This window comes from Variimorphobacter sp. HTMS_6 (assembly GCF_059717775.1).
The window spans coordinates 501,272-515,387 of the sequence record NZ_AP046094.1 but is presented as its reverse complement, the minus strand read 5'-3'; the positions used below and the strand labels follow the sequence as shown (position 1 = coordinate 515,387).

Annotated in this window: 14 protein-coding genes; 1 reads left to right on the top strand and 13 read right to left on the bottom strand. The window is 37.9% G+C overall.

All coding sequences use genetic code 11. The annotated features are described in order from the left end of the window. The first annotated feature begins 4 nt into the window (after positions 1–4). Entirely contained in the window at positions 5–991 is a 987-nt protein-coding gene (locus tag AC6IWN_RS02285; protein WP_497990661.1) for an SGNH/GDSL hydrolase family protein, read from the top strand. Positions 992–1,241: 250 nt separating this feature from the next. Here AC6IWN_RS02285 and AC6IWN_RS02280 read toward each other — a convergent pair whose 3' ends face one another. The 13 genes from AC6IWN_RS02280 to AC6IWN_RS02220 all read right to left on the bottom strand — a co-directional run bounded on the left by AC6IWN_RS02280 (position 1,242) and on the right by AC6IWN_RS02220 (position 14,105). Then, complete coding sequence (locus AC6IWN_RS02280; RefSeq protein ID WP_497990659.1) at positions 1,242–1,523, bottom strand: DUF2325 domain-containing protein; 282 nt, start codon at positions 1,521–1,523, stop codon at positions 1,242–1,244. A gap of 109 nt (positions 1,524–1,632) precedes the next feature. Next, positions 1,633–2,826: a trans-sulfuration enzyme family protein gene (locus AC6IWN_RS02275; RefSeq protein ID WP_497990657.1), complete on the bottom strand. Its 1,194-nt coding sequence runs from the start codon at positions 2,824–2,826 to the stop codon at positions 1,633–1,635. 273 nt (positions 2,827–3,099) lie between these two features. Next, the gene (locus tag AC6IWN_RS02270; RefSeq protein ID WP_497990655.1) at positions 3,100–4,050 is read right to left on the bottom strand and encodes a transglutaminase domain-containing protein; all 951 of its coding nucleotides are present in this window, start codon (positions 4,048–4,050) and stop codon (positions 3,100–3,102) included. Positions 4,051–4,068: 18 nt separating this feature from the next. Next, the gene (locus AC6IWN_RS02265; protein WP_497990653.1) at positions 4,069–4,563 is read right to left on the bottom strand and encodes a hypothetical protein; all 495 of its coding nucleotides are present in this window, start codon (positions 4,561–4,563) and stop codon (positions 4,069–4,071) included. A gap of 18 nt (positions 4,564–4,581) precedes the next feature. Next, positions 4,582–5,658 carry an SGNH/GDSL hydrolase family protein gene (locus AC6IWN_RS02260; protein WP_497990651.1) on the bottom strand — a complete coding sequence of 359 codons (1,077 nt, stop codon included), beginning with the start codon at positions 5,656–5,658 and terminating at the stop codon, positions 4,582–4,584. A 26-nt stretch (positions 5,659–5,684) separates the two neighbouring features. Then, complete coding sequence (locus tag AC6IWN_RS02255) at positions 5,685–7,280, bottom strand: MBOAT family O-acyltransferase (RefSeq protein ID WP_497990649.1); 1,596 nt, start codon at positions 7,278–7,280, stop codon at positions 5,685–5,687. A 4-nt stretch (positions 7,281–7,284) separates the two neighbouring features. Continuing rightward, positions 7,285–7,512 (bottom strand): phosphopantetheine-binding protein, encoded by a 228-nt coding sequence (locus AC6IWN_RS02250; protein ID WP_497990647.1) that lies wholly within the window; start codon positions 7,510–7,512, stop codon positions 7,285–7,287. Beyond that, positions 7,512–9,035: an amino acid adenylation domain-containing protein gene (locus tag AC6IWN_RS02245; RefSeq protein ID WP_497990645.1), complete on the bottom strand. Its 1,524-nt coding sequence runs from the start codon at positions 9,033–9,035 to the stop codon at positions 7,512–7,514. Before AC6IWN_RS02245 ends, AC6IWN_RS02250 begins: the two co-directional genes overlap by 1 nt. 47 nt (positions 9,036–9,082) lie before the next feature. Beyond that, positions 9,083–9,796, bottom strand: a complete 714-nt coding sequence (cuyB, locus tag AC6IWN_RS02240; RefSeq protein WP_497990643.1) for a cysteate racemase — start codon at positions 9,794–9,796, stop codon at positions 9,083–9,085. 212 nt (positions 9,797–10,008) lie between these two features. Beyond that, positions 10,009–10,566: a hypothetical protein gene (locus tag AC6IWN_RS02235; RefSeq protein ID WP_497990641.1), complete on the bottom strand. Its 558-nt coding sequence runs from the start codon at positions 10,564–10,566 to the stop codon at positions 10,009–10,011. A 16-nt stretch (positions 10,567–10,582) separates the two neighbouring features. Further along, positions 10,583–11,986 carry a sensor histidine kinase gene (locus AC6IWN_RS02230; RefSeq protein WP_497990639.1) on the bottom strand — a complete coding sequence of 468 codons (1,404 nt, stop codon included), beginning with the start codon at positions 11,984–11,986 and terminating at the stop codon, positions 10,583–10,585. Next, entirely contained in the window at positions 11,987–12,643 is a 657-nt protein-coding gene (locus tag AC6IWN_RS02225) for a response regulator transcription factor (RefSeq protein WP_497990637.1), read from the bottom strand. Between the two features lie 31 nt (positions 12,644–12,674). Further along, positions 12,675–14,105, bottom strand: a complete 1,431-nt coding sequence (locus AC6IWN_RS02220; protein WP_497990635.1) for an MFS transporter — start codon at positions 14,103–14,105, stop codon at positions 12,675–12,677. Positions 14,106–14,116 lie beyond the last annotated feature (11 nt).

Here is a 14,116-nt window from a genome sequence, read left to right as displayed (position 1 = left end):
AATTATGAAAATGAGATATAAAAATATTATAAAACCACTGGTATTTATATTTGGTCTTTTTATCCTTTTAATTTTAATATCAGATTTTCTTAACCATAATGGCTATTATGTGGGCCCTTATAGTAAGATGAGTGGTATTCTGCATGCACCAAAGGACTCAGTTGATTATCTTTTGATTGGTGACAGTGAATGCAGTGCCAGCATATCTCCGATTGAGGTATGGAATCAACATGGATATACCGGCTATAATTGCGGCATTCCCGGACAGAAATTACAGGATACCTATTATTGGTTTAAGAAGGTTCTAAAGCGTCAATCTCCAAAAGTTGTTTTACTGGAAACAAATGTATTCTATCGAAAATTTACATATGTCACCAAGCTTGAAAATTCGGTAGATTACGGTATGAAATATAATTTCCCTGTTTTTCAATACCATAATGACTGGGCTCATTTTAATATTAAAAGTTTAAAAGTAAATCCACTCAAACAAGAACCGGCGATTCCTACAAAAGTTATTGAGGGCTTTAAATTCAATCCGAAAATCAAACCTTATAAAAAGGGTCCCTATATTCACAAAACTGATAAAACTGTAGATATCAGTGATCCTGCTCTTTCTTATTTGAATAAAATTGTAGATTTGTGTAATGAACGTCATATCCAGTTGATCCTATATAGTGCTCCAACACCCTTATGCTGGACCTATGCAAAGCACAATACGGCTTCTCTTTATGCAAAGGAGAACAATTTGCCATATATTGATCTGAACTTACACCTTCGTGATTTAAAAATAAACTGGTTAAAAGACACACGTGATAAAGGTAACCACTTGAATTATTATGGTGCAAAAAAAGCCACCTCCTATATAGGTAAATATCTATCGATGCATTCTGAACTCACTGACCACCGTGGTGATGAACGGTACGATCACTGGAATGAAGCCTATGAAAATTACCAAGTGATAACACATCATAAAGTACCGTCAAAGAGCTAATCATCAGGAAACCTTAATCTATAACCTATAAATCTTAAAAAGGGCTGTTGCTATATTAATTCGTAAGGAATAATGTTATATTGCCATAATGCACTGTTTGAAAGACACTATGTTCTAAATTGTATTTCGAAGGCGAACTAATCTGTACGACTACGAAATACAATATTGGACATAGTGTCTTTCAACCTGTGTGTGAGGCAAATAACTTTGTTCCTTTATATGAATTATTATAGCAACTGCCCTCTATACATTAATTACATACACGCTCAAGGATTCCGCTCAGTGCATTTTTGCTACTGGAATGGCATCGGATGATCTCTACATTGTTCTTTTCTGCTTCCGCCACCGCACAGTAAACCATTTTATGAGATACTGTGTTGGTAAATACGATAACAACGTCCGGGCTCCCTATCTGACTTCCCATATTAGGAGCCATTTGGGTGAATACTTTTGCTTTACAATTATACTTCTTGCAGACATTCTTGTAGTGGCAAATCATGCGATCAATTCCTCCGATAATAACAACACTCATAGTATCTCCTTTCTTCTCATACAAAATCATGAAATAATTCCCCAATGATATTGATAAATCATATTTTTATCCACAACCATTTGGTTTTCTCTATGGTTACTGTTTTACCTTATAATAAATTTACTTTCTCTAGAGCCTGCTTAAGATCCTCTATAATATCCTCAGCATCTTCAATTCCTACACTAAATCGTAGGAATCCTTTATGAAATTCTTCTGGATATAGATACTGCCTTTCATCCTTTTCACCTAAAAACACAATAAGGCTTTCATCGTGTCCTAATGATACAGCTGAAGTAATCACGTTAAGGTGACTCACAAATTGATTATAAGTGTCATGTTCTGCCTTTAGTCCAAAGGATAGAACACCGCCGTACCCACCGACCATCTGCTTTTTCGCAACTTCATGGTTCGGATGGCTTTCCAGCCCCGGATAGGATACAAAACTTACACCCTTCACTGATTGTAGAAATTTTGCCACCTTCAATGCATTATCATTATGCTGTCTCATTCTTAGTGGAAGAGTAACCGCTCCTCTCATGATCAGCCATGCATTAAAGGGACTAATTGCACCTCCCAGATTTATCTGAGACTGTGATCTCACGATGTCCAAATACTTTCTTGAACCAATGATTGCTCCGCCCATCGCGTCACCATGACCATTGATATATTTTGTTAAGCTTTCAATTGAGAAATCTGCTCCCAAATCAATCGGTCTTTGATTATAGGGGGATGCAAAGGTATTATCAACAGATAATAATATTCCATTCTCATGCGCCAGATTTGCTAAGATCTCTATATCCGATACAGAAAGAGTCGGATTTCCCGGTGTCTCAATATGTATCAGCTTTGTGTTCGGTCTGATTGCGGCTTTTACTGCTTCTGTATCCGTAGTATCTATAATCGTAGTTTCAACTCCATACTTCTCATTCAGTAATTCATGCAGCAGTCGATAAACAGCAACATAAGTTATGTTGGAATAAATAACGTGATCTCCTCTGTTTAATAGAGAAAAGAACAACCCGGACAAGGCAGCTACACCGGAAGCCAGCACAACACAATCCTCACCATTCTCCAGTGATGCCAGTTTTTCCTGTAAATATTGCTGATTCGATCCCCCATTTCTCGTATAGAGATTCTTCCCTGCACTGCTCCAATTCAGATCGGACGGATCATATGGTAGCTCATAGCTGTTCGCCATCGTAATCGGTCGCTTTATTGCACCTGTTTCACCATCAACATCGTTCCCTGTATGTACCGCTCTGGTTTGAAAACCAAATCCTTTACCATATGTTCTTTTACTCATCTTAATCACCTAACCTTTCTTAATCTTCTGTATAATTTATCTAATTATATTCGTCTTCAACAATCTCATATAATACTTATATGATTAATATGTATTTATTATAATCTTTTTATTCGTATTGTCAACTGTTTCTTTTGAGAACAAACCATATATTTCTCAATCGATAAAACATCACATCGTGACAATGACCAACCGAATGGCTAAGAATATAAAAAGACGCCCATAAATGATTTAAATCACCTACGAGCGTCTCTTATATTATTAATATTTCTCTTAGTAGCGTTTTCCCATCTCAACCTTACTGATTTCTTTCGTAGCGGTCTTTGGGTATTTGGATTCATCCCAGAGATGTGTGTTACCCGCATTACTAGAATAATCAGCCAGCTGAGCACTGGTTACTAAGCAGAAGGTAGCCTGTTTGTTTCTTGGTGTGGCGTCAAAATGATACCATCCTCCATCAATATATGCAAGATTCCACCAGTGGTGTCCTTTCCCTTTATACCTGGTAACCATTATATTCGGTATTCCGGCTCTGGTAAGGAGACTTCTTGATACGGAATAAAAGGCAAAACAATCTCCACCATTATATTTCATACCGTATTCGGCTGCTTTCTCCCAGTCCACCTCATCATAATTATCAACATAGGCAATGTTCTTTCTAATATATACGTAGATGGCCTGAGCCTTTTCCTGATCACTCATAGAGTCATTCACAATTTCACTAAGCAATTCATCCGCCATCTGATCCACTTTTTTCGGAAGCCTAACCTGCACTTTAGCGTTTGCCACTGCCTTGTTTCCCGAGCTATCCTTAGCAGAAAAAGTAATTTCATAAACGCCTTCTTTTGTGTAATCCACCTTACTGGTATCTACCTTAATCTTTATGTTCTCTCCACTGTCGTCCTTAACCTTCACATATTCGGAAAAATCATACTCTTTATCAGGGTAAACCACCATAAATACAGTGTCGTCGAAATAGCTGTCTTTTCCTACCATTCCGGATATAACCGGAGCGGTTTTATCCTTCTTTGTATTTGTTTTGACTGTATTTGGTTTTGGCGTTTTTGTTACCTTCGTATTCGCTCCATTAACTGAGGAATTATTATTCGTGGGAAGATCACCTTTATAGCTATTCTCTGTGATTAGAACTGCAGCGAAGCCAAAATATAAAGCAATAGATATGATGAATACCAATGTAAATACCAACCATTTTCTTTTCTTCATCTCTTCACTCCTGACATGCTATTTTTGCATATACTTAATGCTACTTACCGTATCTTTATCATCCAGCTCAATTACAAGCTTTGACTTACCCTTTGTATATGTATATACTCCGAATTTTCCTTTCTCGGTTCCGTAAGCTTTAAATACCTGTTTCTGAGTACTTCCTATTTTTATGCCTTCCTTAGTAGCGCTATTTGGAGTGGTTAAGTTAATACCATTAATATATTCTTCTCCATCCTTACTTTTTGAATAGGTTAGTATTGTGAAATCACTATATTCATATGTTCTGTCATAACCGTCGTAAGCACAGCTTGCTGTTTTCTTTGTCGCCTTTGGTGTTCCTGCTGCCTTAAGCAATGCCTTTGCTTCGCTATTAATCGTTACCGTCTCACTCTTATATGTGAAGTCAAAATCCTTTGATGCACTTCCTGTACTTTTTCCTCCACACGCCATTAATGATGCTGATATTAGACAAACCGTGAGAACAATTGAAAACAATCTTTTTAAATTCATCTTCTTTAACTTCCTCTCTTATTTTTCATCCTTGGTTGCTTCACCACCGAAGCTTTTTAAATAGCCATATTGTTCAAGTTCCTGATATTGTGCCTTCTTCATGTCGTTATAGAATGCCACTTTTTTTGCCCAAACCTTTTTAAACTTCTTATCCTCTCTGTGATCTTGAAGCCCGTAGTCCTTCTGCAAGGTCTCTCCCAAGTGTAAGGATAGCTTTACAGCTCCGGGGAGATTCATATGAAGTCCTTCATCATATGTATCCTTACTGTAATCAATCGGAATTTGATCTGTGAGCTTTAAATAATTAATATAGGGAAGGTTATTCTTTTTAGCATAATCAACTACCTGTTTTTCATACTCATCATACCAAACCGGAGATAAGCTAGGTGCCTTCACTAAAACCAACTTAATCCCCTTCTTTTTGCACAACTCAGTAATCTTATCCATGTACTTCCATGCATTATCACCAAATTGATAGGAATCCGGAGGAATATCCTCCACTTTTCCGGTGACCGGAGCCACATCCACACGCATATAGTACCCGTTATTGGTTACCTTACGTTTTTTAAAATAATATCTAAAATCACTATCCGTTAATTGTGTAATTCTACTGTGATATCTAAGGAATGGGAATACATAATCCAGAAAGCTTTCTCCCTTAGTCATTGATGCATTGATATCATCAACCTTTGCCTTTGACCATTGCATTCCATCCAGTGTCATTCGATTGTATTCTTCTCTCTGTGGTTCGTTATATTTTAAGGATAATACATTGAACACTACCACCTTCGGGGTTTCCTTCCGAAGCGTATCCTCAAGCAAATAGTAGGATTGCCATATCAGCTGTTGAGCACTGCCCCTGATATAGCTCGTAATACCATAGTCCTCCCAGAGTGTAATCGGGTTAAAATTCTCATAAAGCTCGCAGTCACCAATAAATACAACATCATGGTTCGTAGTTTCCGAATAGTACTCCTCAATGAATGATCCTTCTAATACATCATCCATGTACTTAGGCATCACCAGACGCTGCAGCAGGAAAAATCCCAGAACACACAGCAAGACTGCGACTAACCGCCGTATTATCTTTTTCATAGATAACTCCATTCTTTTGTGTCAGTTTAAAATTGATTGTATATAAATTGATTCGCATCATAGCCAATACTGTATGCGCCCAATAGAAGAACCGCATAGAATAAACAAATATATATGGCATAGCGAAGGATAAATGGTTTATTATTTAGCTTTTCGCGAACACTTCCGCTTCGACTGAGCATACTATAGGTAAACATCACTAGCACACCGCCAAATACGATGGCATAATCGGTCATGCTTAATCCCAGATCTAGCAGTTCCTTCTTCGTAACAACAAACGGATTAAACTGAGTGAACATTGTAAAGAACATAACAAAAGAAGTCTTTACGTCACGGTAACAATCAAATAAACGTAATGATCCCATCAGTAAAAAGGTTCTTATTACTCGAAAACCATCAAATCCACGTGAATTTGCAAGCCTCGGAAATCGGAGGGTAAACCGCTCATAAAGAGGGTTAAATTCCTGGGAAACCAAAATCACCACGCCATTCATTAATCCCCACACGATAAAGTTCCAATTAGCCCCATGCCAGATACCGGTTGCAAACCAGGTGATCATCGTTGCAATATAAATCGGTACTCTCTTAGCAGCTCCCTTACCGAAGTGTCCCTTACTAAAAGATGTGATTTTTTTCATCCATCCACTAATACTGAGTGGATAAAATACATAATCCTTGAACCAGGTACCCATCGTAATATGCCATCTTCTCCAGTATTCCGCGATATTTTTTGAGAAGAACGGTCTTTCAAAGTTCTCACTTACTTTTATTCCAAGCATCTGAGCAATACCAATTGTAATATCGATGCCACCGGTAAAATCAGCATACAATTCTATCCCGTAGAAAATAATTAATAACAGTACAAAAGCTCCGCTGTAGTAGTCCGGTGATTCAATCAGTGATTTAACCGCGGCAATGATACGGTCCGCAATTATGAGCTTTTTGAAATAACCCCACATCACTCTGATCAATCCGTTTTTAAAATTCTCCCAGTTAAAGGAATGTCTCTCGTATAAAGTCTTGGATAAATCGTTATATCTGCTGATTGGTCCTTGAATCAGCTGCGGAAAAAAGGATACAAATAATGCAAATTTAAAGAAGTTTTTCTGTGCAGATACCTTTTCCCAATAAACATCAATCAAATAGGCCATGGACTGGAAGGTGTAGAACGAGATACCCATCGGCAGAATTATATCCATCGCGTCCAGTTCCTTAGAGGAATGGAAGGTTCCAAGTATTGAATTGATGTTGTCAATTGCAAAGTTCGTGTATTTCAGTACCGCAAGAATTCCAAAGTTAATCAATAAGCATAGAATCATCCATCTCTTGCGTTTCTTCTTCATCTGCTTATTATAATCTTTTCTCTCATCCCTTGTTAATTCATCTCGGTGAAATGAGACATAATACTTTTGTTGTTCCTTAATATCATCCATCTTCCTTGCAATCAGATAAGTCGTAAGGGTTGTAAAGAAGATAAATAGCGGATAAAACAATCCTGCAAAAAAGTAAAACACATAGCTGCCGATCAAAAGCAGTATCCACCCGAATTTCTTCGGAATAATATAATATAATGCAATTAAGAGGATCAAAAATCCGACAAAGTTATATGATGTAAATAACATAGCTCTATTCTTCCATTAATCTTTCTACCATCAAATGCATGGATTTAACTGAGTTAAAATTGTCAGGTACAAAATCTTTCGCAGTAATTTCAATGTCAAATGCCTCACAAAGCTCGGACACTAACGTAACCAAATCAAAGGAATCTAGTATCTTATGATCTACAAGCTTATCCTCCTGCATAAAATCAATATCTGAGTGTAACTCCTCTAGTATTTCAAGTATCTTTTCCATTACTTTTTCTCCTTCTCTTTCTTGTATATATTCTCCATTTCAATTCGGTTCATCTTGCCATTTGGAGTAAGCGGCAATTGATCCAATTGAATGATTGTGTTCGGTAGCATGTACCTAGGCAGCTTTTGTTTCAAAAACACAGAAAGCTCCTTCTTAGTAATCTCCCCAACATAAAATAGTACAATTTTACTTGTTTCCTTAATGAAGATACAACAGGCCGCTCTAACGCGATCCTCCAATGTGACATTCACTTCAATTTCTCCCAGTTCGATTCTGTGACCCATATGCTTGATCTGATAGTCTTTTCTGGAGATGAAAATCAATTGATTTTCATCGTTGTACTTACCAAGATCACCCGTACGATAAATCAAATCCGGATAATATGGATTGAGCGGGTTTTGAACAAATGCCTCTTTTGTCTTTTCCTCATTCGCGTAATAGCCGTGCGTTAAGCAGGTTCCTCGGATACAGATCTCCCCGACTTCACCCCTTGGAACTTCTTTCCCATCTTCGCTCACAAGAATTATCTGCGTATTTGAAAATGGCTTTCCGATTGGTATCACATCATCCACACCGAACTCTCTATCCAACTTATAGTAACAGCTCATACCGGTTGCTTCCGTCGGACCGTACAGATTCGTAAAGGATGCGTTCGGGAGCGCTTGTTTCCATATATTATATTGTTTGATTGGAAACACTTCGCTTCCGAAAGCAATCGTATGCAAATAGTCCGGCTTAACAATCTCAAAGGTTCCAAAGGAAGAGATCATGGTCAAAGCCGATACAACCCAGCATACAGTGTTAATCTGCTTCTCATTCATAAATTCCACAAGACCTACCGGGAACATAAATAATTGCTTAGGAATCAGGTATGTTGTCGCGCCATATTTCATCGTCGGATAGATTTCTTTCATACAAGCATCAAAGTAGAGTGGCGACTGATTCCCAAATACCGTCTCTCGATTAAACTCCAGCACCTCGGACAGATTTTCAATATAATCAATTACACCTCTGTGATGGCCGACCACACCCTTGGGTATACCGGTAGAACCGGATGTAAATAACACATAGATGGGATCTACGTCAATGGACTGCTCCCGAATAGTATCCAGCTTTCCCTGATTGATTTTTGTGGGTATTAATTCATCATAAAGCAGCACTCTGCCTTGAAAACCAAAGTCCTTTACCTTCTCAGCTGTGGACTCATTACAGATAAAAACCCTTGCTTTCGTGTTCTCAATAATGAGTTCAATTCTCCTCTGAGGCATTTCTTCATCAATTGGTATGTAATAGTTCCCTCCGTATATCGTTCCAAAAAAAGCTACTAAGGTATGAGGTGATTTATCCATGAAGATTAAAACAGGCTCTTTATATATTCCCTCCTCAGCAAAAAAGGATCCTATTGCTCTACAGCCGTCATAGAACTTTTGGAATGTAATTTCTGTTTTATCATCCGCAAAAGCCACCTTATTCGGAACCTCATGAATGGTTTGTTCTAAGTACTCTAATACATTTCTTTGCATATCGTCCTCTCTTCAATAAGTAATTTTGCTTTCCAATAGAGATATCCTTATATCAAATGAAGATATTCCTTCTTAAGCGGTGCTCCGCTGCATAGAACCGAATTCTTCGCTAGCACATCCAAAACATCAATACAATCCTCATCGATAGAAAAATCTCTCTTAATTAATGATAACTCCGTACAGCCAAGTATAAGTTTTTGAGCCCCTTGTTCCTTTAAATGTTTCAGCACTTTACAAAACTGAGGCATATTTACCTTCTTACCCGCTTTGATCTGGTTATAAATCAAGTCCATAACCATGGACTGATCCTTCTCATCCGGTACTACCGTTTCAATTCCATCTGCATTCAACTGTTTTTGAAGAATCTTTGATTTGATTGTTCCATCCGTTGCTAGTATACCGACCTTTTTAATACCGCTCACTTTGATTTCCTTTACCAACTCGGATATTAGCGGGATGACGGGGATGTTTATTTTCTCTGTTAATTCCTTATAAAAATACTGCGCAGTGACACAGGGAATCGCAATAAAATCAGCCCCCTGAGCTTCCAGACTTGTCCCCGCTCGTACAAACCAAGGCAACGGACTCTCTTCCTTCTCTCCACATATATATGCCGTCCGATCGGGTGTATCGGGTATGCTTTGCAAATAAATTCTGATATGCTCCTGATCCGTCTTTACATCTGTCATCTTAATTACAAGCTCCATAAAATAAACTGTTGCCATCGGACCTAAGCCACCGATTATCCCAAGGTTTTTCATAGATACAACCAGCCTTTCTTCGAAACCTTCAAACGCTGAGCCATAGATACATGCTTAACTGCTCATGTTCTTCCGAAACGGTTAGAGCTCTTGCCCATCACAAAGTGACTGACAAAAGCTCCGGCTCTTATACGTTTGATGCCATATCCTTTTACACGATCTGATTGGCATATTTGTATTTTATACTTGAGTTGTATCATACTTGTATCACACTACTGATTTATATAATCGTTCCATAATCGTTGAAGTTCTGTACTTTCTTCATCGGTTCTATAAAAAACATCTTGAAAAAATATAATCTTTTTACTTTCTTCATCAAGGTAAAACTGAAAGGCTAGGTCGCTCGTCTTCACAAATCCCCTCCAAACTATCATCGTAAGAGAAGGATCATCAAGATTTATAAATAAAACCGGGGAAAATCCGAATTGATATTGATCTATAGAGATTTCTTCTCCTCTGCGTTTGACGATTTTGTTTAATTCCGTATGAGCTACCTCAGCTGCTTTATCTCTAGTCATTAGTTTTCCTGTTTTTAGTTCAACCTGATCCGTTGATATCTTATTCTTTGCCAGTAACACCTTATCCTTCAAGCTCATTGTAGATACTTTATCCATAACTTCAATAGAAATCGGTTTATCGCTTATCTGAATCTCATGATTTAGTAACTTTTTATCTTGTAGATAAGAGATTAGAAAAGGGATTGCGGTAATGATTAATATCGCACCACTAATTCCAATTACTAAGCACAAATATTTAATAACTTTCATCATCACTCATTCCCTCCAATCACGTTTGGATACCAAACAGCAAAGTTACCGTTGTGCCTTTATCCACTTCGCTTTCAAATATTATCTCGCCCTTATGAAGCTGCATTATTTTCGCACAAATAGATAATCCAAGACCAGCTCCACCCTCATTTCTGGAACGAGATTTATCTACCATATAAAAGGCTTCTGTTATTTTACCTAAATCTTTTTTAGGAATTCCTCTGCCATTATCTCGAACCTTAACATATACTTTCCCTTGTAATAAGCCAGCGGATAGTTCTATCGTTCCTTCATTTTCGACTGCTTTTTTTGCATTATCCAATATATTTAGAATCACTATTTTTATTAAATCTTGATTTGCTACAATTTTTTGTTCTGATACTTTATTGACTAAAAGAATATTTTTCTTAAGCAATTCCGGCTGAATAGAATTAAGAACCTCTTCCATTAAAACAGTTAGAGGCAATGTTTTAAGCTCCGGCTCTTGATTGCCCTCTACTAAAAATTCTAATAGCTTCAATGATAAACTCTCTAATCTTTTGCCTTCATGGTAGATATAATTTGACGCCTCAAATCGCATATTTTCATCCATATCACGAGAACGCAGAAGATCTGCATATCCAATAATGGAGGTAAGTGGGGTTTTTAATTCATGAGTGAAGCTTCCCACAAAATCCTCCTGCCTTCTCGCCGCATCCTCAAGCTGACTTATCTTCTCTTCCAATGAATCTGCCATTTCATTAAAATGAACGGAAAGTAAACCAATTTCATCCTTCGCACGAGTTTTTACCCTAGCTTTCATATCACCTCTACTAAGACTTTTTGATGCTCTTGTTAGCAGAAATACCGGTCTTGTCAACCACACAGCCAGTGCAGCGTTCAATATCGCACTAAATCCTCCTATACCAAACATCACCTTACAAAAGATATCGATTTGATCCTTGCGGTTTTGAAATACATCGCTGATATCCAAACTGCTAATGATCTTGATATGCCCATGAAAAGTGTTTACTACCGTAGCCCCTTGTATATAATATTTCCCTTTGGATTTTATGATTACGTAAGTGTAATTCTTATCTGAAAGTACGTGTTCAAACGTTAATGCTTCCGGTATATTACCACCTACCACTTTATTATCAGCAGAAAGAATTTGAAACTTTTTTCCGCTTGAGCTCCAGCTACCTCCGAGCACTTCCAATACTTCCTTTAATAAAGCGTTCTCATCATCATCGGGGGAACTAGCTTTGGACTGCATCAAGGAAGCGGTCTCCATTCCCATCATCCTATTCTCTTTTCGCATCCTAACAAGCTCGTTATCTAAGTTATTTTTAAAGGACAATGTGATAATTAATGCTCCACCAGCACTTAAGCTGAGCAATACAATCAATAATGTACTAATAAATATCTTCCACGATAATTTCATTTATACCCCCAGTCGATATCCGACTTTATGTACGGATGTTATCTCCTTATCCCACCCTAGTTTTTTCTTTAACCGCTGAACATGAAGATCGATTGTACGGCTGTCACCGCTGTATTCACCGCCCCACACTCTTTCGTATATCTGCTCTCGAAACAAGGCAACATTCCGATTTTCCAGAAACATTACTAATATAAGAAATTCCTTTTGTGTTAAGCTGATTTCCTCTTCTGCTTTGTGAACCTGATAAGTGGTAGTATTTACCCTTACATCCCCAATCTCAAACCTGTCCTCCATCCTATGGTATCTCCTAAGCACGGTTTCCACTCGTGCCTGCAGTTCAAGGATTTCAAAGGGCTTTGTTATATAGTCATCCGCACCGAGTCGCAACCCCTTTACCTTCTCCTCCACCTTACTTTTGGCAGTTAAAAAGATAACCGGAATATTCATGGGTCGTATATATTCTATCAGTTCATATCCGCTCACCTTAGGGAGCATAATATCAAGTAAAACCAGATCATAGTGATTATTTTCTAATCGATCCGCCGCTTCCATACCATCAAATGCCGTATCACAGAGATACCCGCAAGAGGTAAGACTTATCCTCAATAGGGATGAAATCGCTTTTTCATCCTCAACAATTAATAATCGATACTGCATTCTTTCTCCCTCCGTACTCAAAATATATTTATTATGATGCACTATTAAGCTTTCCATCCTCATCATCATGCTCCGGTTTTAAGGGCTTCACTTTGACATAAAGATAAATCATTGTTAACAGAATAAAAAGCAAACCCAGTAAATTCATCCATTGCTGTGCAAATAATAATTTTCCTCCTATAGAGAGACGATTTTTTTGTAAAAAATCCACCAGAATTCCTCCCACAACAGAGATGATGAAGCCATACAAGCCGGATACACCGGATAGAATGGTATATTGCTGCATTCTTCTGGTTCGATCCACACACATCAACTGGATATTAAATAATCCAATTGCAATAAAGCTCCAACCAACTGCTGAGAATATAGATGCTATCGTAAAAAATATTTTTCCATTCTCAGGAACCGTAAATATCATCGTGAGGTAATAAATCCCCATCGATGCCAAAGTCCAAAGCAGCATCAGTGGCGAACCACTACGATCTGCTTTCTTCCCGATTCCGGGGGTAATGACAACCCTTAGGATAGTAGTTAACAATATAATTAACATGATATATGTATAGGAAAGTCCGAGCTCCTTTACCTGATAGCTATTATTAAATGGCATCCCGATATAGAAAGCGGTTGTCCATAATAAATTCAATATTAGTGCCTTTCGAAAGCGATCCGAAGAGAAGGCATAACGAACCTCCCTCCGTATTCCGAAGCTTTCCAGTGATTGCTTCTTTAGTTCCCTCTTTGCCAGCGAACCGTGTAACTCCTTCCCCTCTGCATTTATTAATGCTGTTCGTGGTTCCTTCATCTTTACAAAGGAAATAAAGTTTAGTAATGCCAGTAAAATCAAAACGATACCAATCAACAAAAAGCCTAGCTTCAAACGGCTCCCCTTTGTTATATCCAATAAAACCCCCATTACAAACATACCAAAGACTGTAAAAAACACAGCAAAGGCATCTTTTCTGGAGAAATACTTTCCTCTCTCAGTGGAGGGAACCAGACTCGCGATCCAATCCATCGAGGCAGGTACACCAATCTGCGATGCGATCTGTGCAAACAGAAAAATACCACAGACTAAAATCTGCATCTCTAACCCTTTTACAACAAATAAAGGTATAATAAAAATCACACCAAACCAAATCTTTTGTAATACAGTTGTAGCTACAAAAAGCTTAAACTTCGATAACTTCTGTACTCGGTTCATCGCAATAAGTTGACACACTGCGCCCAGTGTTACTAAAGAAAGTACAGTTCCGATTACACCATCCGATAAGCCGGCATAGCTTAATAAAGTCATGAGGAAGGTTCCTCCAGCAAGCTGTGTAATTAATTGGCTTGCAGAATCAGCTGCTATATAATACTGTCTACTCTTATCAAAATCTTTCTCATTCTCAGGAAGCGCCATAAAAAATTGTCTGCGTAGTCTTCCTCCCAAGTACATCAATATCAGCTTTATCTTCTCCATGTATATTATCC